At 72.1% G+C, this 25516-nt stretch carries 24 protein-coding genes and 1 pseudogene; 11 read left to right on the forward strand and 14 right to left on the reverse strand.

All coding sequences use genetic code 11. The features are described from left to right. Window positions 1-50: 50 nt before the first annotated feature. From ACIBK9_RS40775 to ACIBK9_RS40805, 7 genes and pseudogenes are all read right to left on the reverse strand, one after another. Entirely contained in the window at window positions 51-992 is a 942-nt protein-coding gene (locus ACIBK9_RS40775; protein ID WP_397164236.1) for an urease accessory protein UreD, read from the reverse strand. Then, the gene (gene ureG / locus ACIBK9_RS40780; protein ID WP_397164237.1) at window positions 974-1657 is read right to left on the reverse strand and encodes an urease accessory protein UreG; all 684 of its coding nucleotides are present in this window, start codon (window positions 1655-1657) and stop codon (window positions 974-976) included. Before ureG ends, ACIBK9_RS40775 begins: the two co-directional genes overlap by 19 nt. A gap of 16 nt (window positions 1658-1673) precedes the next feature. After that, window positions 1674-2345 carry an urease accessory protein UreF gene (locus ACIBK9_RS40785; RefSeq protein WP_397164238.1) on the reverse strand — a complete coding sequence of 224 codons (672 nt, stop codon included), beginning with the start codon at window positions 2343-2345 and terminating at the stop codon, window positions 1674-1676. Further along, window positions 2342-4066, reverse strand: coding sequence for an urease subunit alpha (gene ureC, locus ACIBK9_RS40790; protein ID WP_397164240.1), 1725 nt, complete (start codon window positions 4064-4066; stop codon window positions 2342-2344). The genes ACIBK9_RS40785 and ureC overlap by 4 nt, the downstream gene beginning before the upstream one ends. Before the next feature lie 274 nt (window positions 4067-4340). Beyond that, a pseudogene (locus ACIBK9_RS40795) lies at window positions 4341-4646 on the reverse strand (urease subunit beta); the annotation flags it as partial. Between the two features lie 31 nt (window positions 4647-4677). Next, complete coding sequence (locus ACIBK9_RS40800; RefSeq protein ID WP_352330244.1) at window positions 4678-4983, reverse strand: urease subunit gamma; 306 nt, start codon at window positions 4981-4983, stop codon at window positions 4678-4680. Between the two features lie 9 nt (window positions 4984-4992). Next, a complete protein-coding gene (locus tag ACIBK9_RS40805; RefSeq protein ID WP_397164242.1) occupies window positions 4993-5925 on the reverse strand; it encodes an urea transporter in 933 nt (310 codons plus the stop codon). 225 nt (window positions 5926-6150) lie between these two features. Between ACIBK9_RS40805 and amt the strand changes: the two genes are divergently transcribed. The 4 genes from amt to ACIBK9_RS40825 are packed head-to-tail and all read left to right on the forward strand — an operon-like array spanning window position 6151 to window position 10166. Beyond that, window positions 6151-7368 carry an ammonium transporter gene (gene amt, locus ACIBK9_RS40810; protein ID WP_387669900.1) on the forward strand — a complete coding sequence of 406 codons (1218 nt, stop codon included), beginning with the start codon at window positions 6151-6153 and terminating at the stop codon, window positions 7366-7368. Continuing rightward, window positions 7368-7760, forward strand: a complete 393-nt coding sequence (gene crcB / locus ACIBK9_RS40815; protein ID WP_397164243.1) for a fluoride efflux transporter CrcB — start codon at window positions 7368-7370, stop codon at window positions 7758-7760. The genes amt and crcB (ACIBK9_RS40815) overlap by 1 nt, the downstream gene beginning before the upstream one ends. After that, entirely contained in the window at window positions 7757-8134 is a 378-nt protein-coding gene (gene crcB, locus ACIBK9_RS40820) for a fluoride efflux transporter CrcB (protein ID WP_397164245.1), read from the forward strand. The genes crcB (ACIBK9_RS40815) and crcB (ACIBK9_RS40820) overlap by 4 nt, the downstream gene beginning before the upstream one ends. A gap of 22 nt (window positions 8135-8156) precedes the next feature. After that, entirely contained in the window at window positions 8157-10166 is a 2010-nt protein-coding gene (locus tag ACIBK9_RS40825; RefSeq protein WP_397164247.1) for an APC family permease, read from the forward strand. Here ACIBK9_RS40825 and ACIBK9_RS40830 read toward each other — a convergent pair. Continuing rightward, a complete protein-coding gene (locus ACIBK9_RS40830; protein ID WP_352354231.1) occupies window positions 10150-10800 on the reverse strand; it encodes a biliverdin-producing heme oxygenase in 651 nt (216 codons plus the stop codon). The genes ACIBK9_RS40825 and ACIBK9_RS40830 overlap by 17 nt on opposite strands. Window positions 10801-11055: 255 nt before the next feature. Here ACIBK9_RS40830 and ACIBK9_RS40835 point away from each other — a divergent pair, with 255 nt between their 5' ends. Genes ACIBK9_RS40835 through ACIBK9_RS40860 form a run of 6 tightly spaced genes read left to right on the forward strand, consistent with a single transcriptional unit; the run spans window position 11056 to window position 16889 of the window. Continuing rightward, window positions 11056-11892 carry an STAS domain-containing protein gene (locus tag ACIBK9_RS40835; RefSeq protein ID WP_397164249.1) on the forward strand — a complete coding sequence of 279 codons (837 nt, stop codon included), beginning with the start codon at window positions 11056-11058 and terminating at the stop codon, window positions 11890-11892. Beyond that, window positions 11892-12257, forward strand: a complete 366-nt coding sequence (locus ACIBK9_RS40840) for an STAS domain-containing protein (RefSeq protein WP_221762408.1) — start codon at window positions 11892-11894, stop codon at window positions 12255-12257. Before ACIBK9_RS40835 ends, ACIBK9_RS40840 begins: the two co-directional genes overlap by 1 nt. Before the next feature lie 8 nt (window positions 12258-12265). Beyond that, window positions 12266-12649: an anti-sigma regulatory factor gene (locus ACIBK9_RS40845; RefSeq protein WP_358011053.1), complete on the forward strand. Its 384-nt coding sequence runs from the start codon at window positions 12266-12268 to the stop codon at window positions 12647-12649. Then, window positions 12637-13638: an ATP-binding protein gene (locus ACIBK9_RS40850; protein ID WP_397164250.1), complete on the forward strand. Its 1002-nt coding sequence runs from the start codon at window positions 12637-12639 to the stop codon at window positions 13636-13638. The genes ACIBK9_RS40845 and ACIBK9_RS40850 overlap by 13 nt, the downstream gene beginning before the upstream one ends. Then, on the forward strand, window positions 13625-15307 hold the full coding sequence (locus tag ACIBK9_RS40855) for a hybrid sensor histidine kinase/response regulator (protein WP_397164252.1): 1683 nt from the start codon (window positions 13625-13627) through the stop codon (window positions 15305-15307). Before ACIBK9_RS40850 ends, ACIBK9_RS40855 begins: the two co-directional genes overlap by 14 nt. Further along, complete coding sequence (locus tag ACIBK9_RS40860) at window positions 15300-16889, forward strand: SpoIIE family protein phosphatase (RefSeq protein WP_397164254.1); 1590 nt, start codon at window positions 15300-15302, stop codon at window positions 16887-16889. The genes ACIBK9_RS40855 and ACIBK9_RS40860 overlap by 8 nt, the downstream gene beginning before the upstream one ends. A gap of 27 nt (window positions 16890-16916) precedes the next feature. On the opposite strand, the gene ACIBK9_RS40865 is transcribed toward ACIBK9_RS40860, so the two are convergent. The 4 genes from ACIBK9_RS40865 to ACIBK9_RS40880 form a co-directional block, all read right to left on the reverse strand. Then, a complete protein-coding gene (locus ACIBK9_RS40865; protein ID WP_397164255.1) occupies window positions 16917-18278 on the reverse strand; it encodes a phenylacetate--CoA ligase family protein in 1362 nt (453 codons plus the stop codon). A gap of 274 nt (window positions 18279-18552) precedes the next feature. Continuing rightward, window positions 18553-21558, reverse strand: coding sequence for a CHAT domain-containing protein (locus ACIBK9_RS40870; protein WP_397164256.1), 3006 nt, complete (start codon window positions 21556-21558; stop codon window positions 18553-18555). A 1-nt stretch (window position 21559) separates the two neighbouring features. Continuing rightward, window positions 21560-22471, reverse strand: coding sequence for a hypothetical protein (locus ACIBK9_RS40875; protein WP_397164257.1), 912 nt, complete (start codon window positions 22469-22471; stop codon window positions 21560-21562). A 5-nt stretch (window positions 22472-22476) separates the two neighbouring features. Further along, complete coding sequence (locus ACIBK9_RS40880) at window positions 22477-22824, reverse strand: hypothetical protein (protein ID WP_397164259.1); 348 nt, start codon at window positions 22822-22824, stop codon at window positions 22477-22479. A 20-nt stretch (window positions 22825-22844) separates the two neighbouring features. On the opposite strand from ACIBK9_RS40880, the gene ACIBK9_RS40885 reads away from it, so the two are divergent. Beyond that, window positions 22845-23012 carry a hypothetical protein gene (locus ACIBK9_RS40885; protein WP_397164260.1) on the forward strand — a complete coding sequence of 56 codons (168 nt, stop codon included), beginning with the start codon at window positions 22845-22847 and terminating at the stop codon, window positions 23010-23012. Window positions 23013-23368: 356 nt separating this feature from the next. Here the strand turns inward: ACIBK9_RS40885 and ACIBK9_RS40890 are convergent, their stop codons facing one another. Next, complete coding sequence (locus ACIBK9_RS40890; RefSeq protein WP_358293127.1) at window positions 23369-24025, reverse strand: response regulator transcription factor; 657 nt, start codon at window positions 24023-24025, stop codon at window positions 23369-23371. After that, window positions 24022-25482 (reverse strand): sensor histidine kinase, encoded by a 1461-nt coding sequence (locus tag ACIBK9_RS40895; protein WP_397164262.1) that lies wholly within the window; start codon window positions 25480-25482, stop codon window positions 24022-24024. Before ACIBK9_RS40895 ends, ACIBK9_RS40890 begins: the two co-directional genes overlap by 4 nt. Window positions 25483-25516 lie beyond the last annotated feature (34 nt).

Below are 25516 nucleotides of genomic sequence, written 5' to 3' on the forward strand. Positions count from 1 at the left end.
CGGCGCATCCGTGGCTGCTCCCGGGAGCCCCGCGCCGGCGCGCGCCGGGGTCAGGGTTTGCGCCGGTCCGGGGCCGGGTGGCCGGTGACGGCGCGCCGGGCGAGGTCCCACAGGCGTTCCAGGGCGGCGAGGACGGGCGGCGACTCCGGCCCGAGCAGCCTGGCCCAGGCGCCCGCCCCGTTCGGCAGCGTGCTGGCCCCGCCGGGCAGCCCGCTGCCCGCCGCCACCTCGTGCAGCGCGCCGGCCAGCTCGGCCGCGGGCACGGCGGAGGTGATCACGTACAGGGTGGACAGCACGCCGTGCTCGCCGAACATCGCCGGCCCGGTGACCGGGGCGCGCTCGGGCACGAGCCTGAGCGGGTCGGCGAACAGCAGCCCGCCGCCGGCGTCGCGGACGTCCAGGTCGTTGCAGTACGCGGTGTAGGCGTGCCGCTCGCCGCGGGCCAGCCGCCCGGCCAGCACGGTCTCCCCGAGGATCACCGTGGCCCCGGGCCCGGCGCTCACCAGGGTGCGCTGGTAGAACCGGGACCCGGCGAAGGGGATCACCGGGTCCGGCAGGTACTCCAGGTAGCCGTCCGGCCCGGCGGTGAGCGTGACGAGCTGGGTGGCGTAGTCCTGCTCCATCCGGTAGAGCTTGGTGGCGGCCTGCGTGGTGACGTGCACGGACGCGCCCGCGCCGCAGGTGACGTCGAGCCGGTGGCGGTCGCCCTGGAGCACGCCGCCGCCGGTGGACATCACCATCACGTACGGCAGGTCGGGCCGGGCCGGGTCGTAGTAGTGCGGCCGCATGATCTGCAGCGGCGCCTTCTGGAAGTGGCCGGTCAGCTCGGTGCGCCCGCCCCGCCGCTCGAAGGCCAGCTCCAGCACGCCGACCTTGCCGGGGCTGCCGACCGGCAGGGTGTCGGGCACGCCGGCGTGCCGGGCCACGTCCGCCGGGACCGAGTCGATCGTGTAGTGGCCGGCGGCCAGCCGGTCTACCGGACCGGCGAGCACGCCCGCGCCCCGCTGAGGACGAAGTCGGCCACCTCGGTCACACCGGTGCCGCGCAGGGCGTCGGTGAGCACGACCGGCCGCCCGTCGCGGACCCGGTCGGCGTCGCGCGCCATGACCTCCAGGTCGGCCCGCACGTACGGCGCGATGTCGATCTTGTTGATGACCAGCAGGTCCGAGTCGGTGATGCCGGGGCCCCGCTTGCGCGGCATCTTGTCCCCCTCGCCGGTGTCCAGGACGAAGACGTAGACGTCGGCCAGGACGGGGCTGAAGGTGAGGGTCAGGTTGTCGCCGCCGCTCTCGAACAGCAGCGTGTCGATGTCGGGGAAGCGCTCCAGCAGCTCGGCCCCGGCGGCCAGGTTCATCGTCGGGTCGTCGCGCACGGCGGTGTGCGGGCAGGAGCCGGTCTCGACGCCCACGACCCGCTCGGGGTCCAGCACGCCGTCCAGGGTGCGCCGGACGTGCTGGGCGTCCTCCTGGGTGTAGATGTCGTTGGTGACGACGGCCACGCTGCGTCCCCGGTCGAGCAGCACGGGCACCAGCGCCTCGATGAGGGCGGTCTTGCCGGAGCCGACCGGGCCGCCGACGCCGATCTTGAAGACGCGGTCCATGGCGGTGCCCGCGGGCACGTTCACGGCCGGGTGCGGGTGCGGGTGGTGGTGATGCATCGGGACGCTTCCCTTCTCAGGTGGTGAACAGCCGGGCCTCGGCCCGTTCGTGGGCGGCGCTCATCGTGTCCGCGAGCGGCGTGGCGGCGTGCAGGTCCAGCGGGCCTCGGGCGGTCAGGGCGTGTTCGGCGGCCCGCCCGATCGCGCCGGACGCGCCGTACAGGGTGGCCTGGGCCTGGCGGAAGTCCAGCAGGCGCAGCCGTACGGCGGCGCTGACCCAGCTCGCGGCGAACGCGTACAGGTCGCCGGTCACCGCGTCGGCCTCCCGGACGCCGAGCCCGGCGTAGGCCGTGCCCAGCACGACGGCGTGGTTGCCCGGCGCGACCCTGGCCTCGACCAGCTCCGACAGGCGGGCCAGCGCCGGCGTCGCGAAGACCAGGGCGGCCGTGCGCAGGACCTGGTTGCCGGTCCTGGTGGCGGCGGCCCGGATCTCCCGGCCGAGCTTGACGGCGTGCAGCCGCCGGTCCACCTCGGTCACCGCGTCCCAGTCGCCGGCCGTCACCGCCCGGTGGGTCAGGACCAGGGCGGTGGCGTCGCCCGGCCCCGCCGCGTGCAGCAGCAGGTCCTCCAGCAGCGCGGCGACGTCCACCGGGCCGGCCTGCGCGTACGCCTCCAGCCCGTGCGAGAGCGTGTAGAGGCCGCCCGGGAAGGCCGAGTCGGTGAGCTGGAGCTGGGCGAGCAGGCTCATGCCAGGAAGAACAGGTGGTTCAGCGGCAGCTCGCGGGCCGGCGCGATGGTCGCGTGCTCGCCGTCCACCGTGACCTTGTACGTCTCGGGGTCCACGGTGATCCTCGGCAGCGCGTTGTTGCGGATCATGTGTCGTTTGTCCACCGTCCTGGTGTGGCGCACCCTGGCGATCAGCCGTTGCAGGCCGAGCCGTTCCGGCACCCCGGCGGCGATGGCGGCGTCCGGCAGGAACGTCACGTTGCTCTTGCGCTGCGCCATCCCCATCGCGCCGAACATCGGCCGGTAGTAGACCGGCTGCGGCGTGGGCAGCGACGCGTTCGGGTCGCCCATCTGCGACCAGTTGATCAGGCCGCCCTTGACCACCAGCGCCGGCTTGGCCCCGAACGAGGTGAACGGCCACAGCACGACGTCGGCCAGCTTGCCGTCCTCCAGCGAGCCGACGTGCTCGGCGATGCCGGTCGTCCGGGCCGGGTTGATGGTCAGCTTGGCCAGGTAGCGCAGCACCCGCGCGTTGTCGTTGCGCTCGGAGTCCTCCGGCAGCCGGCCGCGCTGGTCCTTGCAGTGGTGGGCGGTCTGGAAGGCGCGGGTGAAGGTCTCCCCGATCCGGCCCATCGCCTGGGAGTCGGAGGAGAACATGCTGATCACGCCCATGTCCTGCAGCACGGTCTCGGCCGCGATGGTCTCCACCCGCACCCGGCTGTCGGCGAAGGAGACGTCCTCGGGGATGTCGTGATTGAGGTGGTGGCAGACCATCACCATGTCCAGCAGCTCGTCGGCCGAGTTGATGGTGTACGGCAGCGTCGGGTTCGTCGAGGACGGCAGCGCGTTCGGCTCGCCGGCGATGCGGATCATGTCCGGCGCGTGACCGCCGCCCGCGCCCTCGGTGTGGAAGGTGTGGATCGCCCGGCCGTCGATGGCGCTGATCGTGTCCTCCAGGTAGCCGGCCTCGTTGAGGCTGTCGGCGTGCAGCGCCACCTGGACGTCGTACTCGTCGGCGATGCGCAGCGCGCAGTCCACCACCGCCGGGGTGGAGCCCCAGTCCTCGTGCACCTTCAGCGCGCACGCCCCGGCCTCGATCTGCTCGGCCAGCGCGGCCGGCAGGCTGGCGTTGCCCTTGGCCATGATGCCGATGTTCACCGGCAGCGCCTCGACGGCCTGCAACATGCGGCCGATGTTCCACGGGCCGGGCGTGCAGGTGGTGCCGCGGGTGCCGTCGGTGGGGCCGGTGCCGCCGCCGATCAGCGTCGTGACGCCGTTGGTGAGCGCGGCCTCGGCCTGCTGTGGCGCGATCAGGTGCACGTGCGGGTCGATCGCCCCCGGCGTGGCGATCATGTTCTCGCCCGCCAGCACCTCCGTCCCGGCGCCGATCACCAGGCGGCGGTCCACGCCGTTCTGGGTGTGCGGGTTGCCCGCCTTGCCGATCCCGACGATCCGCCCGTCCTTGATGCCGATGTCGCCCTTGACCACGCCGAGCACCGGGTCCAGCACGACCGCGTTGGTGATCACCAGGTCGAGCGCGATCGTGGCGTTCTGGGACCCGGGGTCGGCCGCCATGCCGTCGCGGGCGGTCTTGCCGCCGCCGTAGACGGCCTCGTCGCCGTAGAAGCCGGCCGTGTGGTCCTTCTCGATCTCGATCACCAGGTTGGTGTCGGCCAGCCGGACCCGGTCGCCCACGGTCGGGCCGAACATGGCGACGTACTGCCTGCGGTTCATGGTGCTCATCAGCTCAGGCCTTCTTCTTCCTGGCGGCCGGCTGCTTGGCCGCCGGCTGCTTGGCTGCCGGTTCCTTGGCGGCGGGTTCCTTGGCTGCCGGTTTCTTGGGGGCGGCCTTCTTGGCGGGCGCCTTGCGCGCGGGCGGCTCCTCGCGTGTAGGCGGCTCCTTGCGCGCCGGAGGCTCCTCGCCTGGCGCGCGGACCGTGGCCCCCGGCTCCGGCTGGTCGGCGTACCCGAGCTCGGCCAGGCGGCGCAGGGCGCGGGTGCGGCTGTCCCTGGCCCGCAGGCCGCCGTCCACCAGGCCGGCGAAGCCGACGACGCGCATGCCGCCGGCGAACTCGACCAGGGTGACCTGGCGGGTGTCGCCCGGCTCGATGCGTACGGCGGTGCCGGCCGGGATGTCGAGGTGCATGCCGTACGCCTTCTCGCGGTCGAAACTGAGCGCCCGGTTCGCCTCGAAGAAGTGGAAGTGCGAGCCGACCTGGATGGCCCGGTCGCCGGTGTTGCGCACGGTCAGGGTGACCGTGGCGCGACCGGCGTTGATCTCGATCGGCTCGTCCCCGTACATGATCCGGTCCGTGTCCGTCATGGCGAACCGCTCCTTTCTGGTCGCGGCGGTGTCAGCCGCCGATGGGGTCGTGGCAGGAAACGAGCTTGGAGCCGTCCTTGAACGACGCCTCGACCTGCATCAGCTTGAGCATTTCGCGCACCCCGGGCATGACGTCCCCGGCGCCGAGCACCTGCTTGCCGAGCTCCATGCACTCGGCCACCGTCCTGCCGTCCCGGGCGGCCTCCAGGACCGCGACGCTGATCAGCGCCACCGCCTCGCTGTAGTTCAGCTTCACGCCGCGCTCGCGGCGCTTGGCGGCCAGGTCGGCGACGACGTAGATCAGCAGCTTGTCGATCTCGCGCGGTGCGAGGTTCATGAGCTCTCCTTAGGTGGAAGCGCGCCGGACGCCGGAGAACGCCGGGACCGCCGCCAGGAAGATCCAGGTGACCAGGACGAAGGGCCAGGTCAGGGTGTGCCCGCCGACCGGCGCGAACAGGTGGCCGACGAACGCCGTCAGCACGGTCGCCGACACCACGCCGGCCAGGGCGTACAGCAGGCCGAGGACGGTCGGCACGACGAACGCGCAGCACAGCGCGATGCCGGTGAGCACCGCGTTGTAGCCGTACAGGCCGGCGCCGATGTCGGCCGCGGGCGCGCCGAGCAGCACGGCCACCAGGATCCCGACGGCGCTGGCGGCCAGCGCGGCCCCCGCCACCCGCCACCCGGCGAACGCCAGGCCGATCAGGAAGATCAGGCCGACGTACCACTTGCCCTGGAAGAACACCTGGCCGACGCCGTTCAGCAGCCCCTGCCACAGGTCGGCGAACGTCACCGCGGTCCCCGGGGACGTCGCCGACGGCGGCGCCGCCAGGACGTGCCGGCGCCAGACCCGCTCGTAGGCCGGGCCGCCGACCACCATGATCGTGGCCACCGCGCAGAACGGCGCCGTGAGCCCCGGCAGGTCGTGCGGCCCGAGCAGCGTCTTGAGCGCCGACGTCAGGACGCTGCCCATGATCGCGCCGACGACGACCAGCAGCAGGGTGATCCACCGGGCCTGGAAGTACAGCACCAGCGCGACGCCGATCAGCGTGCCGTTGAACCCTTCGAGCCCCGCGGCCACGCTCTCCCTGGACGCGCCGAGGAACCAGGCGGTGAGCGTGCCCACGGCGGCGCCGACCAGGCCGAACAGCGCGAAGCGCCATCCGGCGGCGAGCAGCGCGACGACGAAGCAGATCGCGGTCCCCAGGTTGTTCTGCAGGTCCACCTGGCTGACGCCGCGGAGCGTGGCGAGCGGCAGGTCGGGCATCTCGGCGCGCATGTCCGCCTGCCTCTCTCGCCGGCACCGGGGTTGACGAGCGGCAACATTCCCCTGCGGGCGGCGGGCCACGCGGCGGCGGCGGTGGGATGGACATTCTTTGCGAAAGCCGTCGAGGACTAAGAGCGCCTCAACAATGCACATGCCCGGCAAAGGCGCTTTACCAGGGAGTTTTGCCTCCGGTTCCTCCGATCATCTCTGTCTGGGGACAGGGAGGGAGGTCGGGCGATGCCGCCAGGGCTCAACACCGGCGATTCGGCCTGGGTGCTCGTGAGCGCCGCCATGGTGCTGCTCATGACGCCCGGACTGGCCTTCTTCTACGGCGGCATGGTCCGCGCCCAGAACGTGCTCAGCATGCTGTTCATGAGCTTCGTCTCGATCGCCCTGGTCACGATCCTGTGGTTCGGCTACGGCTACGGGCTGGTCTTCGGCCCTGACGTGGGCGGCGCCGGCGTGATCGGCTTCGGCGACCTGCGCTTCGCCGACATCACGCCCACCATGCTGCACGGCCGCGTCCCCACCTACGCCTTCGCGCTGTTCCAGCTCACCTTCGCCATCATCACGGTGGCCCTGATCAGCGGCTCGGTCGCCGGCCGGACCCGGCTCGGGCCGTGGATCGTGTTCTCCGTCGTGTGGGTGACGCTGGTGTACTTCCCGATCGCGCACTGGGTGTTCGACCGGCAGGGCTGGATCAGCCGGTGGGGCGTGCTCGACTTCGCCGGCGGCCTGGTGGTCGAGCTGAACTCCGGCATGGCCGGCCTGGCCCTGGCCCTCGCGCTCGGCCCCGGCGTGCGCTTCCGCAGGAAGGAGCCGCCCCGGCCGAGCAACATCCCGTTCGTCATGCTCGGGCTGGGCCTGCTGTGGTTCGGCTGGTTCGGCTTCAACGCCGGCTCGGCCATGGCCGACGGCGGCATCGCGGTCAACGCGTTCCTGACCACCATGATCGCCGGGGCCGCCGGGATGCTGACCTGGCTCGTCCTGGAGTGGTTGCGGTACCGGCACTTCACCCGGCTCGGCTCGGCCACCGGCGCGCTGGCCGGGCTGGTGGCCATCACGCCCGCCTGCGCCTTCGTCAACGCCGAGGGCGCCCTGGTCGTCGGCATCGTGGCCGCCGTCGTGGTGTCGTACGCGGTCACCTGGAAGCTCGTCCTCGGCTACGACGACACCCTCGACGTCGTCGGCGTGCACGGCGCGGGCGGCATCGTCGGCACGGCCCTCATCGGTCTGCTCGCGACCGGCGTCAGCGCCACCAGGACCAAGGGCCTGCTGTACGGCGGCTCGATCGAGGTGCTGCTCAAGCAGCTCGCCGCGATCGTCGTCGTCGGCCTCTACTCCTTCGTCGTCACCTATCTCATCGGCCGCGTCGTGGACCGGCTCTGCCGGATGCGCGAGACCGAGGCCGAACAGCTCGCCGGGACCGACGCGCAGCTCGGGACGGAGGACTGATGGCCGCCACCCGCCATCCGGCCCGCGCGCTCGTCCTGGTCGGGGTGGGCGGCGGCGTCGGCGCGGTCGCCCGCCACCTGCTCACCCAGACCCTGATGGGCGCCGACCACCCGCTGCCCTGGCCCACGCTGGTGGTCAACGTTCTCGGCTGCCTGCTGATGGGCCTGCTCACCGGCGAGCTGACCCGCCACCCGCTGCACCGCATGCCGGTCAAGGCGCTGCTCGGCACCGGCTTCCTGGGCGGCTTCACCACCTTCTCGCACCTGGTGGACGGCGTCCGCGAGCTCACCGTCGGCGGCGCGGCCGGCTGGGCGGTGCTCTACCTGGTGCTCAGCGTCGTCCTGGGCCTGCTGGCCGTCTGGGCGGGCCTGCGGCTGGGCGGCCGTCGATGATCCTCGCGCTGGTCGTCTTCGTCGGCGGCCTGATCGGCGCGCCGGCCCGCTACCTCGTGGACGCAGGCGTCACCAAGGCGGCCGGCAAGGCGATGCCGTGGGGCACGCTGGCCGTCAACGTCATCGGCTCGGCCGTGCTCGGCGTCCTGATGGGCATCGCCTCCCACGGCGCCCTGCCGCCGGCCGTGTTGTCGCTGGTCGGCACCGGGTTCTGCGGCGCGCTCACCACGTTCAGCACCTTCAGCGCCGACACCTGGAAGTTGCTGGCCGCCGGGTCCACCGGCCGGGCGCTGGCCAACATCGCCATGAACCTGGTGCTCGGCCTGGCCGTCGTCAGCCTCGGCTACCTGCTCGGCAGGGCGATCGCCGGCTGACCGGAAGGAGGCGGGAACGCCCATGACCACCGCCTCCCCGTGGGAGCGGGCCAAGCGGGCCCTGGTCGGCCGGCCGCTGCGGACCCAGCACCTGGAACGGCAGCTCCTGCCCAAGCGGCTGGCGCTGCCGGTCTTCTGCAGCGACCCGATCTCGTCGGTGGCGTACGCGACCGAGCAGATCATCATGGCCCTCACCCTGGGCGGCCTCGCCCTGCTGCACGTGACCGGCTGGATCGCCCTGGCCATCGTGGCCATGCTGGTGATCATCATCGTGTCCTACCGGCAGACCTGCTACGCCTACCCGGGCGGCGGCGGCGCGTACGTCGTCAGCCGGGAGAACCTGGGCGTCAACGCCAGCCTGGTCGCCGCCAGCGCGCTGCTGGTCGACTACGTGCTGACCGTCGCCGTCTCCGTCGCCGCCGGGGTGGACGCCATCACCTCCTACGCGCCCGGTCTGAACCGCTGGTCGGCGCCGCTGAGCGTGGCCTGCGTCGCGCTGCTCACCCTGGTCAACCTGCGCGGCACCCGCGAGTCCGGCCGCGGGTTCGCGGTGCCCACCTACGCCTTCATCGCCGCGGTCTACCTGATGTTCCTGGTCGCCGCCTGGCGGCTGCTGGCCGGCGAGCATCCCCGGGCGGTCAGCGCCGGCTTCACCATCGAGCCGCTCTACCAGCCCGTCGGCTTCGTCGCCGTCTTCCTGGTGCTGCGCGCGTTCGCCTCCGGCTGCACGGCGCTGACCGGGGTGGAGGCGGTCAGCAACGGCGTGCCCGCCTTCCGCCGGCCCAAGAGCAGGAACGCGGCGAACACCCTGGCGATCATGGGCGTGCTGTCGGTCACCATGTTCTCCGGCATCACCGTGCTGGCCCTGCTCACCCACGTCCGGATGACCGACCCCGACCACCCCGGCCGGCTCGCCGGGATGCCCGCCGGGTACGTCGAGCCCACCGCCCTGGCCCAGATCGGCGACGCCGTGCTCGGCCGCGGCGTCCTGTACGCCTTCCTCCAGGCCAGCACCGCGGCGATCCTGATCATGGCGGCCAACACCGCCTACAACGGCTTCCCCATGCTGGCCTCGATCCTGTCCGCCGACTCCTACCTGTCCAGCCAGCTGCACAAGCGCGGCGACCGGCTGGTCTTCAGCAACGGCATCCTGCTGCTCGCGACGGCCGCGGCCGTGCTGCTCGTCGTCTTCGACGCCAACAGCTCCCGGCTCATCCAGCTCTACATCATCGGCGTCTTCATCTCCTTCACGCTGAGCCAGGCCGGCATGGTGCGGCACTGGCAGCGGACCGGCCCGCGCTCGCCCGGCGTGCGGCGGCGCCAGGCCGTCAACGCGACCGGCGCGACGGTGACCGCCGCCGTCCTGGTGATCGTGCTGGTCACCAAGTTCGCCAACGGCGCGTGGCTGGTCTGCCTGGCCATCCCGGGCCTGTTCGCGCTCATGAAGGGCATCAGGCGGCACTACGACCAGGTACGGGCGGCCACCACGCCGGACACGCCCGTCGAGCTGCCGGGCGGCGCCCACGCCATGGTGCTGGTCTCCCGGCTGGGCAGCCCCGCGCTCCAGGCGGTCGCCTACGCCGCGGCCACCCGCCCGGCCGGGCTGGAGGCGGTGCACGTGTGCACCGACGAGGAGGCGACCCGTGAGCTGCGCGAGGGCTGGGAGCACTACGCGCCCTCCTCCGTGCCGCTGAGGATGATCGAGGCGCCCTACCGGACCGCCGTGGGCCCGATCCTGCGGCACGTACGCGACTGGCTGGCCCTGCACCCCGACCAGATCGTGACCGTCTACATCGTCGACTACGTCACCGGCCGCTGGTGGGAGCCGGCCCTGCACAACCGGCTGACCGCCCGGCTGCGGGACCGGCTGCTGCTGCTCCCCGGGGTCATGGTCACCCTGGTGCCCTACCGGCTGGCCTCGGGCGAGGGCCGGGCCGAGCGCCCGCCGCGGCTGCCCACGCGCCTGGCCGTCCTGGCCCAGGCGCCGGACGGCGGCGACGACCCGGCGCAGGCTGCTACGCCGCGGCCCTGACGACGTGCATGAGCTCGGCCAGGACCTCGGTGTTGAGCTGGTAGGCCAGCCGCACCTCGCCGATGATCCGCTGCCGCTCGCGCTCGTCGAGCTCCGCGCCGAGGGCGTCGAGCCGGGCCCGGTACTCGGTCTTGAACCGCGGCAGGCTGCCGACCTCGTCGAAGATGTAGAAGTCGACGCCGCCGCCGGCCCGGTAGCCGAAGATCTTCTGCAGTTCCATGCGGATGAACTGGCCGCCCGACAGGTCGCCGAGGTATCGGGTGTAGTGGTGGGCGACGTAGCCGCCGGGCCAGTCGGTCATCTGGTGGATGCGGGCCTGGAGGGTCCGGGTGGCCTTGGAGGGGGCGACGCGCTCGCGCCAGGCGGGGCCGTAGATGGTGGCCAGGTCGCGTTCCAGGGCGGGCTCGCGGTACAGCTCGGGGAAGACAAAGCGACCGGCGACCGGGTGGGCGGCCAGCTCCTTGGAGACGCCGTCGAGGGCGAGGTAGGCGAAGTAGTGCTGGGCGACCATCTCGCCGTACTCGTGCTCGGTCAACCGGCCGCTCATCAGCTCGGCGAGGTAGCCCTCGGACTCGGCCGACTCGTGGTCGCCCCAGGTGGCGGCCCTCAAGGTCTCGGAGAACGACGTCGTCACAGCACTTCCCCAACTCGCGCGAATGTTTCTGACACAGTGTCACAACCCTCGGAGGCTCCGTCAAGGTGATGGCGACAGCATGTCAGCAAAACTCGCCTCCGCCGTTCATCTACCCAGGAAGGCGGGGCTCAAGGGGGCGGGCCTGGCGGGGCCGTCCGTCGCGCACAGTGGCGGGCGTCAAACGGTCCGCTACCTGGAAAAATCGCTCTAACATACGGTGACACCGTCACTCGCTAGCCAACCCAGGAGTGATCCTTGACCGTCCAAGCCGACGTCGCCAGGCGACGCATCGAAGAGCTGCTCCGTGAGCACGAGGAGCAGATCCTCGCCCGTTGGGTGCAGCTCGCCAAGGCCCCGTCGGACGAGCTTCTCGACATCTACCGCGCCCTGCGGTCCTCGCTCGATCAGGGCAAGGGAGACCTCGCCGACGTCCGCGGGCTGCTCGCGGAGCTCTCCCGCACCCGCGCCCGCGCCGGCCACCAGCCCGCCGACACCGCCCGCGCGGTCTTCGGGCTCAAGGAGGCCCTGTACGAAGTCGTCGAGGCCGACGGCGAGCCCGAGGCCCTGCGCGGCTTCATCTGGTTCTCCCGGCTCATCGACGACCTCGGCCTGCTCACCTTCGAGACCTTCGCCGACGCCCGCGAGAAGATCATCCTGGACCAGGCCGAGCAGCTGCTCGAACTGTCCACCCCGGTGGTCAAGCTCTGGGAGGGCATCGTCGCCGTGCCGCTGATCGGCACCCTCGACTCCGCCAGGACCCAGGTCGTGATGGAGAAGCTGCTGCAGACCCTGGTCGACACCGGCGCCGAGCACGCTGTGATCGACATCACCGGCGTGCCCGCCGTGGACACCCAGGTGGCCCAGCACCTCCTCAAGACCGTGGTGGCCGCCAGGCTGATGGGCGCCGAATGCGTCATCTCCGGCATCCGCCCGCAGATCGCGCACACCATCGTCACGCTCGGCATCGAGTTCGGCGACATCGTCACCAAGGCGTCGCTGGCCGACGCCCTCGCCCACGCCTTCAAGCGCAGCGGCGTGCAGGTGACGCAGTCCAAGCACGCCCGCATCGCCGTCCGGGCGGAGGGCGCCTGATGGACCGGGTGCCCGTACTCAAGCTCGGCGACATCCTGATCGTCTCCATCCAGATCGACCTGGAGGACCAGAGCGTGCTGGCCCTCCAGGAGGACCTGGCCGAGCGGGTCGTCGCCACCGGGGCCAGAGGTGTGATCATCGACATCACCGCGGTCGAGATCGTCGACTCCTTCATCGGCCGCATGCTGGCCACCATCGCCACCATGTGCCGCATGCTGGACGCCCAGACCGTGGTCGTCGGCATGCGTCCCGCGGTGGCGATCACCCTGGTCGAGCTCGGCCTGTCGCTGGGCGGCGTGCGCACGGCGCTGAACCTGGAGAAGGGAGTGGCGCTGCTCGACCACGTCAGGGGCGCCGCCACGTGACCGAGACGATGACGATCGCGGGCAGCGCGGACGTCGTGATGGTCCGGCAGATCGTGCGGACCCTCGCGATCGAGGCAGGGCTCTCCCTCGTGGACCAGACCAAGATCGTCACGGCGGCCAGCGAGCTGGCCCGCAACGCGCTCGTCTACGCCGGCGGCGGTGACGTGCGCATCGACCTCGTCGAGAACGGCCGGAAACGGGGCCTGAAGCTGGTCTTCAGCGACGAGGGCCCCGGCATCCCCGACCTGGACAAGGCGCTCACCGACGGTTTCACCACCGGTGGCGGCATGGGCCTCGGCCTCGGCGGCTCCCGCCGGCTGGTCGACGAGTTCGACCTGATCTCCGCCCCCGGGAAGGGTACGACCGTGACGGTGACCAAGTGGGCGAGGTGAATCCGGCCTGGGTGCGCGCCGAGGACCCGAGTGCCGTCGGCGCCGTCCGGCGGCGGGCGGTCGAGCTGGCCGAGGCGGCCGGCTTCGACACCACCCGCACCGGGCAGACGGCCGTGGCCGTCAGCGAGGCGGTCTCCAACCTGGTCAAGCACGCCGTGGAGGGCGTCGTCCTGGTGCGGCCGCACCCCGAGGCCCCGGCCGGCGTGGAGCTCGTCGCGGTGGACAAGGGCCCCGGCATGGCCGACGTGGCCCGCGCCCTGCGCGACGGCTACTCCACCTCCGGCACGCTCGGCATCGGCATGGGGGCCATCGCCCGCATCGCCACCGGATACGACGTTCACTCGGTGCCCGGCATGGGCACTGTGCTCGTCATGCATTTCACCGCCGAGGGCGCGCCCGGCCCTCCGCTGCGCGCCAGCGGCCTGACCCGGCCGATCGGCGACGAGGTGAGCTGCGGTGACGGCTACGCCATCGCCGAGAACGGCGAGAGCACCACGGTGCTGCTGTGCGACGGCCTCGGCCACGGCCACATCGCCGCCATCGCCGCGCAGACCGCCATCGAGCTGTTCGCGCAGGTCCAGGACCAGGAGCCGCTGTCGATCCTGGAACACCTGCACCGCGGGCTGAGCGGGACCCGCGGCGGCGCCGTCGCGGTCGCCCGGGTCGGCCGGGACACCGTCACCTACGCCGGGCTGGGCAACGTCTCCGGCTGGGTCGCCGACGCCGGCGGCCGGCAGGGCATGATCTCGCTGCCCGGCATCGCCGGTCACCAGGGACGCACGCTCCGCCAGTACGAGTACAAGATCCCCCCGTACGCCACCGTCGTGATGCACTCCGACGGCCTGACCGACCGATGGGACCCCGGGAACGTGCCGGGGCTGTTCGCGCGCACCCCCGCGGTCATCGCCGCGGGCCTGCTGCGCGAGGCGGGCAGCAGGCGTGACGACGCCTGCGTGGTGACGGTGAGGCCCGGCAATGGCGGCGACTGAGCTCATCAGGGTCAGGCTCGACACCGACCAGGACGTCTTCGTCCTGCGCCGTCTCGGCCGGGCCGCGGCCGAGCTGGTCGGGCTGGAGTCCCAGGACCAGATCCGGGTCGCCACCGCCCTCAGCGAGGTGGGCAGGGAGGCCTTCGGCAAGGGCGCCGCCGCCGTGATCACCCTCGGCCGCGACGTGCTCGCGATCACCATCCACCACGCCAGGCCCTCCGGCTTGGACCGCTCCGAAGGCGTGACGCTGGCCGGCCGGCTGGTCGACGACATCGCCCTCGGCGACGGCCACGTCACGCTCACCAAGCGGCTGCGGCCGCGGGTGACCGCCCTCCCGTTGGAGGCCGTCCGCGCCGACCTCGCCAGGCTGGCGCCGATCAGCGCGCTGGAGGAGCTGCGCGAGCAGAACAGGGAGCTGGCCGAGACCCTGGAGGACGTGCTGCGGCTCAACTCCGAGCTGCAGGAGACCAACACCGGCGTGCTGGCCATGTACAACCAGCTCTCGGCCGAGCTGGAGGAGACCAACAGGGGAGTCGTCGCCCTGTACGCCGAGCTGGACGAGAAGTCCGCCCAGCTCCGCGAGACGATCGACGCGCGCAACCGGTTCTGGGCCACCGTCAGCCACGAGCTGCGCACCCCGCTGAACTCCGTCATCGGCCTGGTCCGGCTGCTGACCGGCCAGGGCGGCGAGCCGCTGACCGAGGAGCAGGCCCACCAGATCGGGCTGATCGGCGACTCGGCGCAGACGCTGCTCGAACTCGTCAGCGAGCTGCTCGACATGGCCAAGGCCGAGTCCGGCCGCCTGGACCCGCAGCCCACGCTGGTCAACCTGGCGCGGATGGCCGGGCAGTTGCACGTCACGATGCGGCCGACGAGCGAGCGCGCCGGCGTGACGCTGAGCCACGAGATCACGCCGGAGGCCACCGAGCTGTACGCCGACGAGAGCATGCTGATCAGAATTCTGCGCAACTTGCTGTCGAACGCGCTCAAATTCACTCAAAGCGGGCAGGTAGTGCTGGCCGCGCATGCCGACGAAGCCAAGGGCGAGATCGTCATCACGGTCACGGACACCGGCATCGGCATCTCGGAGGAACACTTGACGCGCGTGTTCGAGGACTTCTACCAGGTTCCCGGCTCGCTCCAGGTCAGGGCCAAGGGCACCGGCCTCGGCCTGCCGTACGCGCGCAGGCTCACCGAGGCCCTGGGCGGCACGCTGGATCTCACCAGCACCCCGGGCGAGGGCACCACCGCCACCCTGCGGCTGCCGCACCAGAGCGGCACGCCCGAGGTCCAGCGCGTGCTGATCGCCGACGACGACGAGGTCTTCCGCGCCACCGCCCGCCGCATGCTCTACGGCTTCACCGTGCACGTGGACGAGGCCGCCGACGGCGCCGCCGCGCTGGAGGTCATGGCCGCCTCCCCGCCCGACGTGATCCTGGTCGACCTGCTCATGCCCCGCGTGGACGGTCACGTGCTGCTGCACCAGATGGCCGAGGACGAGCGGCTGAGCGACATCCCGGTCGTCATCGTGACCATCGCTCCGCAACACGCTCCCGGCAACCGGCCGGTACTGTCCAAGCACGGGCTGCGCAGGGAACAACTCCTGCAGGCCATCCGCAGCGCCCGCCAGGGCGAGAACGGCGGTGCTGGAGAGGACCAGAATGTCTGAGTCCGCACGCGTGCTGGTGGTGGACGACACCCCCACCAAGCGCTACATCCTGTCGAGCTGGCTACGACGGTCGGGGCACCAGGTGCTGGAGGCCAGGGGCGGCGAGGAGGCCCTCGCCCTGCTCGCCGCCAACCAGGTCGACCTGGTCGTCCTCGACGTCCGACTGCCCGACATCAACGGCTACGAGGTCTGCGAGCTGATCAAGGCCAACCCGGCCACCGCCTCCATCCCCGTCATCCAGGTGTCGGCCAACGCGATCACCCCCGCCGACCGCACCGAGGGGCTGGAACGCGGCGCCGACGCCTACCTGAGCGAGCCCATCGAGCCCACCGAGTTCGCCGCGACCGTCGAGGCCATGCTGCGCTACTACCGGGCGCGCTGGCGGGCCGAGCTGATGGCCGAGCGCCTGGCCAAGCTCGCCGAGGTGACGTTGCGGATGAACGAGGCCGAGACGTTCGACGAGCTGCTGACCGTGGCCGTCGAGGGCACCGCCGAGGTGCTCGGCCGCTACAGCGGCACGCTCGCCATGCTGCCCGACGGGCGGGTCCGGCGCTTCCGCGCCCGTCCCGGCGAGCCGGCCAGTGTCCAGCCCGCCGCCCCCGACGTGCTGGAACGCCTGTCCGAGCGGACGCTGAAGGACGCCGCCAGGGCCCGGGTGTTCACCCTGGCCACCAGCGAATGGGAGGGCCTGCTGCCCGACGTGCGCGCCGAGGACTCCACCACCGGCGTGCTCTGCCGCACCAAGAACTCCCCGTCGCCGGTCTACCTGGGCGTCGAGGCCGTCTCGCCGCTCGACGCCGACGAGGTGAACCTGCTGCGCCAGCTCGGCCAGGAGCTGGCCCTGGCGCTGGGCGCGCTGCGCGCCTACACCGAGGAGCACGACATCGCGCTGACCCTGCAGCGCAGCCTGCTGCCCAGCCGCATCCCCGAGGTGCCGGGCCTGCAGGTCGCGCTGCGCTACCAGCCCGCCGTGGACAACGTCGAGGTCGGCGGCGACTTCTACGAGGTGCTGCAGGTCGACGGACGCGTGCTGATCGCCGTCGGCGACGTGGAGGGCCACTCCCTGCACGCCGCGACCGTCATGGCCGAGGTGCGCCACGCCCTGCGCGCCTCGCTCATCGCCCAGGTCGACCTGAGCGCCTCCCTCGACCTGCTCAACCAGATGATGCGGCGCTACCACCGGGGCCTGACCGCCACCGTGTGCCTGATGCTCATCGACCCGGCCACCGGCGAGATCGAGCTGGCCAACGCCGGGCACATGCCACCGCTGTTCGCCGGGCCCGGCAGCTCGTACCACACGCTGGGCAACCTGCTGCTCGGCGCGGTGCCCGAGCGGTACCAGGTGGACCGGCTCAAGCTGCCGCCCGGCGGCACGATGATGCTGTTCACCGACGGCCTGCTGGAGGACCGGCACATCCTGCTCGACGACAGCATGGAGAAGGCCAGGCAGCTCGCCGAGACCGTCGAGGACGACCTGGAGGAGTTCGCCGAGCGCATGCTGGCGGCGTTCGGGGCGCGCGAGGACGACGTGGCGCTCGTCGTCGTCCGCCGCACCCTCGACGCGGACTCCGCCGGAGCCTGAACGGGCGTACTCGGGCCTGAACCCTCCTCAGCGGGTGTACCGGTGCTTGGCTCCGGGCGGGAAGTACTCGGAGTCCCCGGCCTCGCGCAACCGGATGAACGGCATCTGCTGCGCCACCGGCACATAGTTCGCGAACTCGCTGTTCAGCCGCAGCAGCTGAGCCAGGATCGAGGCGCCCACCGCCTGGGCGACCTCGTCGGCAGGCTTCTCGCCGGGCATCAGCTCCACCGTGACCGTCAGGTGCCGGTCGTGGTCGGCGTCCTCGGCCGCCTCCATCACGAACTTGCCCGTCACCGACCCGCTGACCTCCGGCTGCTCCAGCCCCACCGCGATGTTCTCCGGGTAGACGTTCGCGCCGTAGTACGACAGCGTGAAATGGCTCCGGCCGAACACGTAGACGAACGGATGTCGCGGGCCGGCGACGTCCGACCGGAAACCGTGCCGCTCGGCGAACTCCAGCATGCGCTCGTACGGGATCACGCCGCCCTCGTCGGCGATGTGGTACCGGATCAGCGGCACGCCGTTGTCGCCGGAGAACAGCAGCGTGCCCTCGTGCTCCTCGAAGAAGCGCACCCGCGGGTCGTACTGCACCAGGGTCGGCAGCCGGGACTCCCCGAACAGCTCCCTGGCCGTGTCCGGGCGGCCGGACAGGAACCGGCGCAGCTCGACCGAGAGCGGCGTCTCGTTGCCGAGCACCCCGGCGTCCGCGGTGCCGTACAGCGAGGCGATCCCGCGCACCGGGTCGGCGATCCCGGCCCGCTCGGCCACCAGCGTGCGCCACTCCTCGCTGAACACCTCGCCCGCCGTGACCAGCTTGACGTTCCAGTCGGCCCAGGGGAGCGGCTCGGTGTCGATGACGTTCTTCAGGAACGGCGGATAGCCCAGCAGGACCACCTGGTCGAAGTGCGGCGCCAGCTCCGGCAGCACCCGGGCGATCTCCCTGCGGTCGGTGCCCGGCGCGACGACGGTGATCGGGTAGCCGCGTTCGGCCAGGTGACGACAGCACTCGATGGTGAACAGGCCGCCCACCCAGGTGCCCAGGGCGAAACAGACCACGGCCAGCGTACGGCGTTCGCGGGCCCCGAAGGAGTCCCGGAAGACCTCCTCGAAGCGGGACGCGATCACCCGCTCGTCCGCCACCGAGCGCGGCCAGAACGACGGCGTCCCCGTCGAGCCCGAGGACACGGCGATCATGTCCCCGATCACGCCGTCCCGGCAGAGGTCGGGGAGCGGGTGACGGCGGATGTAGGTGTCCTTGGACGTCATCGGCAGCCGGCTGAAGCGCTCCAGATCGGTGACGCTCGCCGGCTCGACACCGTGCTCGGCCAGGAACGAACGGTAGGCGGGCACGGTGGCGGCCACCTGATGGAAGAGCTCAAGGGGATCCATGGGGCACGCGCGGCCGACCGCCCGGAACCCTGCGCCCCGGGCCAGCCCCCACGCCTCCTCCCTCCAAGAATCGATCGTCTCCAGCCCCCATGGTGACACCGTCGCATGTCGGCCGCCCACGGCCACTCCACAAGCTGCGGCTCCATGGTGAACACGGCCCCGCGGCCACACTCTCTCGACCGCGAAGGGAAGCTGCGCCGTAAGGCCAAGGGCCTCGTCCTGAGCCAAAGGGCCAGGCGCATGCCATGAGGTCAGGGCTCGCCGGCATGGGGTGTCAGGGGCCGTGGTGGACGAGTGCCGCCCAAAGATCAGGTCTGTCCGGGTGGGTACGGCGTAGGTCGCGCATGACGCGGTGCAGCACGCGGGCGGCGTCGTCAGCGTCCGGTCCGGGCAGGCCGCGGTAGAACTCGCGGGCAACCGCCGCGGCCGTCGCGTCGTCGAGGGGCCACAGACTGCCGACGACATGGCGGAAGCCGATCATCTGAAACACGGACGCGAGATGGATCGACTCGTTGGCGTGGAAGATCCCGCTGAAAGCGGTCGAGCAGGCCGACAGGTAAGCCAGTTCCGCCTGGTCCAGGGGCAGTGCGGCGATCGCACCGACGGGCAGCAGGTCATCGTGCAGGACGAGGCCGCCCAGCGACGGCTTCTCCAGGTCGGTGGCCGCGTGGCAGGCGAAATGGGCCCAGGTGCGGCCGGGCAACTCGGCGAGTACCCGGTCGGTCGTGGCGTGCTCGTCCACGAGAAGGATTCCGGGGTGGTGCTGGTGCAGGGCCTCCGCCTCCTCGGCCGTGGAGGTGAGAGCAGGCAGCGCGGGCGCGCTGCCGACCGCGACGGTGAGCTGGCGGCGTACTGTGGCCGGCGCCCGCGACCTGGCCCGGGCGAGCGCGCGAAGCGTCGGCGCGTAGGAGGACACCACAGGTTCGGGAAGGGCCGTGTGCAGGGGGAGGACGCCGAGCATGCCGATGGGCAGCCACCAGACCCGGTCCACTGCGGACAGGGCGGCTGCGATGGGCCCGGCGATCGTGGCCGACAGCCACTCCAGGGTCTCCTTGACCACCCTCTGCATGCGCAGCGCGCCGGTCAGCGTTCCGTTCGCAGATGCCCGGATGGAGATGACCAGTTCGGCCACGTGCTCCGCCACGTCGTCCCAGGAAAGGCCGGGCAGCGCGACCGGGGTGATGTCCCCGGTCGTGATGATGATCGCATCGCTACGGGTGCGTGCCGAGTTGACCAGCACCACCGCGCCGCCCTCCGTGGCGGCGCGCAGTTCGGCCAGGTCCGGACGGCCGAGGAAGCGCGGTGCCCCACGCCGGATCTCCTTGACCAGGTCGTCGTACTCCGCCCATAGCCGCGTGCGGTCGTTGACCAGATCGGTGGTGATCACCATCAAGCCGCCTGGATGGACCTGTGACGTGGCGCGAAGCCTGTCGCGTACGTCCCGGAAGCGCGCGGCGAGCCCGGGGTCGCGTGCCTCCAGTTCGGTGAGGTCGGCGTGCAGGTCGGCCTCTTCGGCCAGCAGGATGCCTCTGCCCTGTTCCGCCACGGCGACGGCGCCCGCCGGATCGCCCGCGGCCAGATGGGCGGCGACGGCCTCGCCCACCAGGTGCGTGTACTCGGCGACCCGTTGTTCCTGATCCACGCGGGAGTTGCGCCTGGACACCGCGGCGGGCAGCAGCGCGACCGCCGCGTCGTACAGGTCGGCGGCGAGCGACGGGTCACCGAGGTCGACAGCCAGTGTGGCCAGCTGGGTGAAGGCGCGGACGCTGTGGCTGGGCACCGAGCGGACGGCGCCGCGGGCCAGCCCGGCGAGGCGCCGCAGCTCGTCGATCGTCACCGAGGGGGAACCAGCGGCGCGGTGTGCCGAGTGGATGTCGGTGGTCACGGAGATGATCCCGGCGGTGGCGGGGTGGCCGTCCGGCAGCAACGGGAGGGCGCTCCGGGCGAGTTCCGCCGCGCGTGCCAGGTCTGCGGCGTCGCCGTCGCGCTCGTACCGCCACAAGTAGCCATGGGCGAGGTCCGCCAGCTGCTTGGCCAGGTCCGCAGCACCGGCCAGGGGGGCACCGGCGGCCAGGTCGGCGCCCCCGGACGCGAGCGCGCCGCCCCCGGACGCCAGCGCGCCGCCGGACGCCAGCGCGAGCCCCTGTTCACCGGCCTCGATCGCGCGATCCAGGGTCACCGGATCCCCGCCGTGCTCGTGCCGCCGAGCCAGAACGGCGGCGAGCTGCCTGAGGTAGATCACCCGCTCGGGATGATCGCCGGGCACCGACGCCAGGCTCTCCTCCGACAGCTCGATGGCCCGGTCGAGATTCGCCACTCCACCCCCGCGCTGGTAATGCTGGAGCAACGCGATGCTGAGGTTGTTCAACCGTCCCGGCCGGTCCGGGTCGTCCGGCGGGGTGGCCTCGACCGACACCTCGCTCAGCGTGATCGCCCGGAGCAGGTCGGGCAGCCCGCCGTCCCTCAGGTACCGCAGCTGGTACCCGATGCCAAGATACGAGACCGCGACCAGCAGCAGCGGATGATCACCCGGCGCGGTGTCCACGACTTGATCCCCCAGCCGGATCGCCTCGTCCAGATCCGCCACATCGCCACGCAGCTCGTATCGCTGCTGATAGACCGCGACAAGATTGGCGGCCGCCGCGAACCACTCGGCGCTCGACTCGCTCACCAGGCCCAGCGCCTCCTCCGTGGCCAGGGTCGCGGCGTCGAGATCGGTTGGATCACCGTGACGCTGGTAGCGGTGGCGGAAGGCGACGCCGAGGTTCATGAGCAGCAGCGGCAGCTCCGGGCTGCCGGACGGCGTCCCGGCCGCCGCCTGGGAGAGCAGCGTGATGACGACGGTCAGGTACGACGGTTCGGACGTGGTGTGCGCCTCGGCGAGCATGGCCATCGCCGTACCGGCCTGGACCTCGGGGTCGGCGTCGGGCCCGATCAGCGGCCGTAGCAGTTCGGGGACCACGCGGGGGATGTGCGCGACCGGTGTCAGGTGGAAGGCGGCCTGGGACAGCTCGAAGTTCGACCGGGTGGCGACCCAGCGGGCGTGAAAGAGCCATCCGATGGCGATATGTGCCTTGAGCAGTCGTTGCCGCTCCGAGCCGGTCATGTCCGAGGGCTTCCGCCGCACCGCGCCGTGCCACAGCCGTAAAGCGTCCGTGAGAGCGTCCTCGTCGAGCACGGTCCGCGCGTCACCGGTACGTTCGTAGGCCGCGAGGCGGCGGCGGATCCGGCGGGCGATCAGGTAGAGCCGGAAGCCCTGCGGCACACCAGAGATTCCCACCTCAGCGTCCTTTCCGTGCCACAGCGGTGACCCGGCTGCCCTCCTCGACGGTGAGCGGCCCGGCATGGCCTTCGTCGGCCACGCCCAGTGCCGTCGCGAGCGTACGGCCGTGCAGGTCCACGACGGACTCGACGAGCAACGCCAGCTCGGCCACGGCGCCGCGGGCGCGTGCCCATCCGGCGGCGCCGACCACGATCGCGATCAGGGCGGCGGGCCACCACACGAAGGCGAGGGCGACCAGCGGCCATGACCAGCTGGCGACGGCGACCGCCGTGGCCAGCGCGGTGCCGGCGTTCACGAGATCGGCACGCGCGGCCTCGGGCAGCACCACCCACAACCTCGGCCAGACGAAGGGCAGATCGAGGCCGTAGCGATCCCGTGCGACCGCCTCCGCACCGTGGATCCGGTCCCCCAGCCAGGTCGGCCGCCCCGGCTCGGCCAGGGCCATCCGATTGACCTCGGCCGCCGCCTGGTCGATCCGCTCCTGCTGCTCAGGAGTCCTGGTCGGGGCAGGGTGAGCGCGGGTGAGCGTGCGGCGTCGATTCAGCAGCGCATGCCAGCGGTCGCGCCTTCGCCGTACGAGCGTGTTCCGCAGCCGGCCGAACGGCCATGGCCACTGACCCAGCCACAACGTACGCGTCACCCCGGCCATCGCCTGCACCAGCAGCCCGGCCCCGCCGGTCGCCACCAGCACAGCGACCAGCAGTCCCACCTGACCCCCCGCAGGCCGCCGGGCGAACCACTCCGAGAACCGGATCACCTCCCTCGCCGCCAGATCCACGTCGAGGGCGTGGGCGTGCCCGAGCCGGACGCCGAGCGCCGCGACGGCGAGGAACAACACTCCGGGAAGCAGCAGCAGCGAAACCCATCGCTCGGCGAGCTTCTTGGCCAGCTCGGCGAAGAAATCACCCACGGCCGCTACCTGGGCCGCATCGGCGCGAAGGTCACCCGGCACACCGGGATCGGCCCGCCGGGCAGGGGAACCTCCACCCGGTCACACGCGCCGTCCGGGCAGCCGAACTCCTCCTCGTGCGCCCTGCCGGGACCGGTGCCCGGCAGGGCGCTGCCGAGGGCGCGCAGGGCGCCGGATCCGTCGCCCCCGAGCAACTGCCCCAGCATGGGAATGATCGGCCGCCGCACGCGGGCCGCGGCCTCGATGGCTCCGAGCAGCCGCTGATGGCGCTCGGACTGGCGCGCACATTCGGCACGCAACTCAGGCAACTCGCCGCATAACACGGTCAGCGCGAGACGTTCGGCGTCGTCCATCGCCTCGATCGTCCCAGCCCGTGATCGCGGCATCAAGGGCACGAATACGCCGCGGCCGCGGCAAGACCATCGGCGCCGCCGCCGTCACCGAGAAGGCCGTGCTCTCCGTGGCTCCGCAGCTGCGCGACATCGCGCACGGCTCGTGCCTCCCCGGTCGCCGTCGTACTGCCGTACGCCCCTCCCCGTGAGCGCACTGTTCCCAGGTCGCTCCGGCTCGCTGTGCCTCTCGGCTTCCGAGGTTGCTCCGGCTCGCTGTGCCTCTCGGCTTCCGAGGTTGCTCCGGCTCGCTGTGCCTCTCGGCTTCGCCGTTCCCGTAGGTATCCCTCGTGCCGTCGTTTCCCTGTGCCGGCTGACCTGGGCGTCGGCGTACCGCCGTCCTCCCGTTCCGGCCGGTGCGGCGTCCCGGGGGCTTGCCGGCTCGTCGTGCCCTGGGCAGCGCCGTACTCGTATGTTGGGCTCTTGTGGTGTCGTGCTGTGGCGCTCGGTGCCGCCCCGGCCTCATGTCCGTCCGTGTTCCAGCGCTGGGTGTTTGTTCGGGGACGGGTTACTCGCCGGGGCGGACGAGGCCGGTTTCGTAGGCGAAGACGATGGCCTGGGCGCGGTCACGCAGCCCCAGTTTGGTCAGCACGCGGCCCACATGTGTCTTGACCGTCTGCTCGGCCACGAACAGCTTCTGGGCGATCTCCTGGTTGGACATCGCCTGGGCGACCAGGATCAGCACCTCCGTCTCGCGTTCGGTCAGCTCCTCCGGACGCCTCCCCGACGGCGGACGGGGCCCGCCCAGCCGGGCGAACTCGTGGATCAGCCGCTTGGTGATGGCCGGCGCGATGAGCGCGTCGCCGGCGGCGACCACGCGGACGGCCTCGGCGAGCTGGGCTGCCGAGGCGTCCTTGAGCAGGAACCCGCTGGCTCCCGCCCGCAGCGCCTCGTAGACGTAGTCGTCGAGGTCGAACGTGGTCAGGATGAGCACCTTCGACGCCGGGCACGCCGCCAGCACCTCCCGGGTCGCCTCCAGCCCGTTCATGACCGGCATGCGCACGTCCATCAGCACCACGTCGGGGCTCAGCGCGACGGCCCGCGTCACCGCCTCACGGCCGTCGGCCGCCTCGCCCACGACCTCGATGTCCGGCTGGCCGCTCAGGAACACGGTGAACCCCGTGCGGACCATCCCCTGGTCGTCGGCGATCAGCACGCGGATCACGCGGCGCCCTCCCTCTCCTCGATCGGCAGCCCTGCGGCCGGCCCGCTTGATGACTCGACCGGCGGTTCCGTCGGCAACGCGGCGCTCACCTGGTAACCGCCGCCGCGCGTGGGCCCGGCGTCGAGCGTGCCGCCGAGCAGCGCCGCGCGTTCCCGCATGCCCACCAGCCCCTGGCCCGCGCCGGGCGCCGCCGCGGGGGAGTGGCCGGGGCCGTTGGCGACGCGCAGGCGCAGCGTGCCGGCGTCGGCGGTGATCTCCACGGTGACGCTCGACCCCGGCGCGTGCCGCATCGCGTTGCTGAGCGACTCCTGCACGATCCGGTACGCCGACAACCCCACCGCGGGCGACAGCCGCCCGATCGACCGCCGCCGGTCGACCGCCACGGTCAGCCCCGCGTTGCGGGCGTTGGCCACCAGCTCCTCCAGCCGGTCGAGGCCGGGCTGCGGCGCGGTGTCGGTGCGGCCCTCGGGGTCGCGCAGCACGCCGAGGACCTGGCGCAGCTCGTTGATGGCCTCCAGGGACAACGCGCGGATCTCGGCCAGCCCCGCCTCCAGCTGGGACGCGTCGCCCGCGGCTCTGAGCGGCACGGCCTCGGCCTGGATGGCGATCACCGACATGTGGTGGGCCACCACGTCGTGCAGCTCGCGGGCGATGCGGGCGCGCTCTTCCAGCACCGCCTGCGCGCCCTCGGCCTGCCGGGTGCGCCGCTCCTCCTCGATGAGCAGGGCCGTGGCGTTGCGCCGGGCGCGCACGTTGTAGCCGAACAGCAGGACGACCACGGCCACGCCGGCCACCACCGGCGTCGAGTCGACGTCGACGGCCAGGCACAACAGGACAGTGAGGATCCCGGCCCCCACCGTGATCCGCCGATCGCAGCGCACGCCCACGGAATAGAGCGCCAGCAGGTACGCCACCCCCACCGCGACCGGGTAGGGCGCGTAGCCCTCGTCCTGCCCGATCGTGAGGCTGGCGCAGACGGCGACGGGGGTCAGCACGGCGGCCGCCCGCCAGGCCGCCAGCGGCCACCGGTTGCGCAGCACCACGGGCAGGCCGGCGGCCAGGGCCGCGAGGACGACGGCGCCGCCCCAGAGCGGCGCGGGATCGCCGGGCGTGGCGGCGGCCTGCTCGTTCCACTCCTGGGTCGTGGACAGCGTCACGCCGAACAGCTCCACGCCCAGCAGGAGCTCGGCGATCTGCAACAGGCTGTACGTCTTCACCGGGACCAGCGGCGCCAGCCATCGGGGCACCGGCATCCGCAGCCACCGGGAACGCGGCCGGGACGGGGGATCGGCGCTGCCCGTCAGCAACGCGAGCGTGAAGGGCCGCAGCACGGCCAGCGAGGCCCGCCACAGCGCCACGGCGAACCGCCCGGCCGCTCCTCCGGGCGACTCCGGAGGGCCGGTGCGCGCGTCGCCCCGGGAGGCGAGGGGCGCCGAGCGCCGGGCACGGTGATTCACCTGGTCAAGGATACGGAAAGGCGGGCGGCCGGAC

The sequence above is a fragment of the Nonomuraea sp. NPDC050227 genome (assembly GCF_044459705.1).
Classification (GTDB): domain Bacteria; phylum Actinomycetota; class Actinomycetes; order Streptosporangiales; family Streptosporangiaceae; genus Nonomuraea.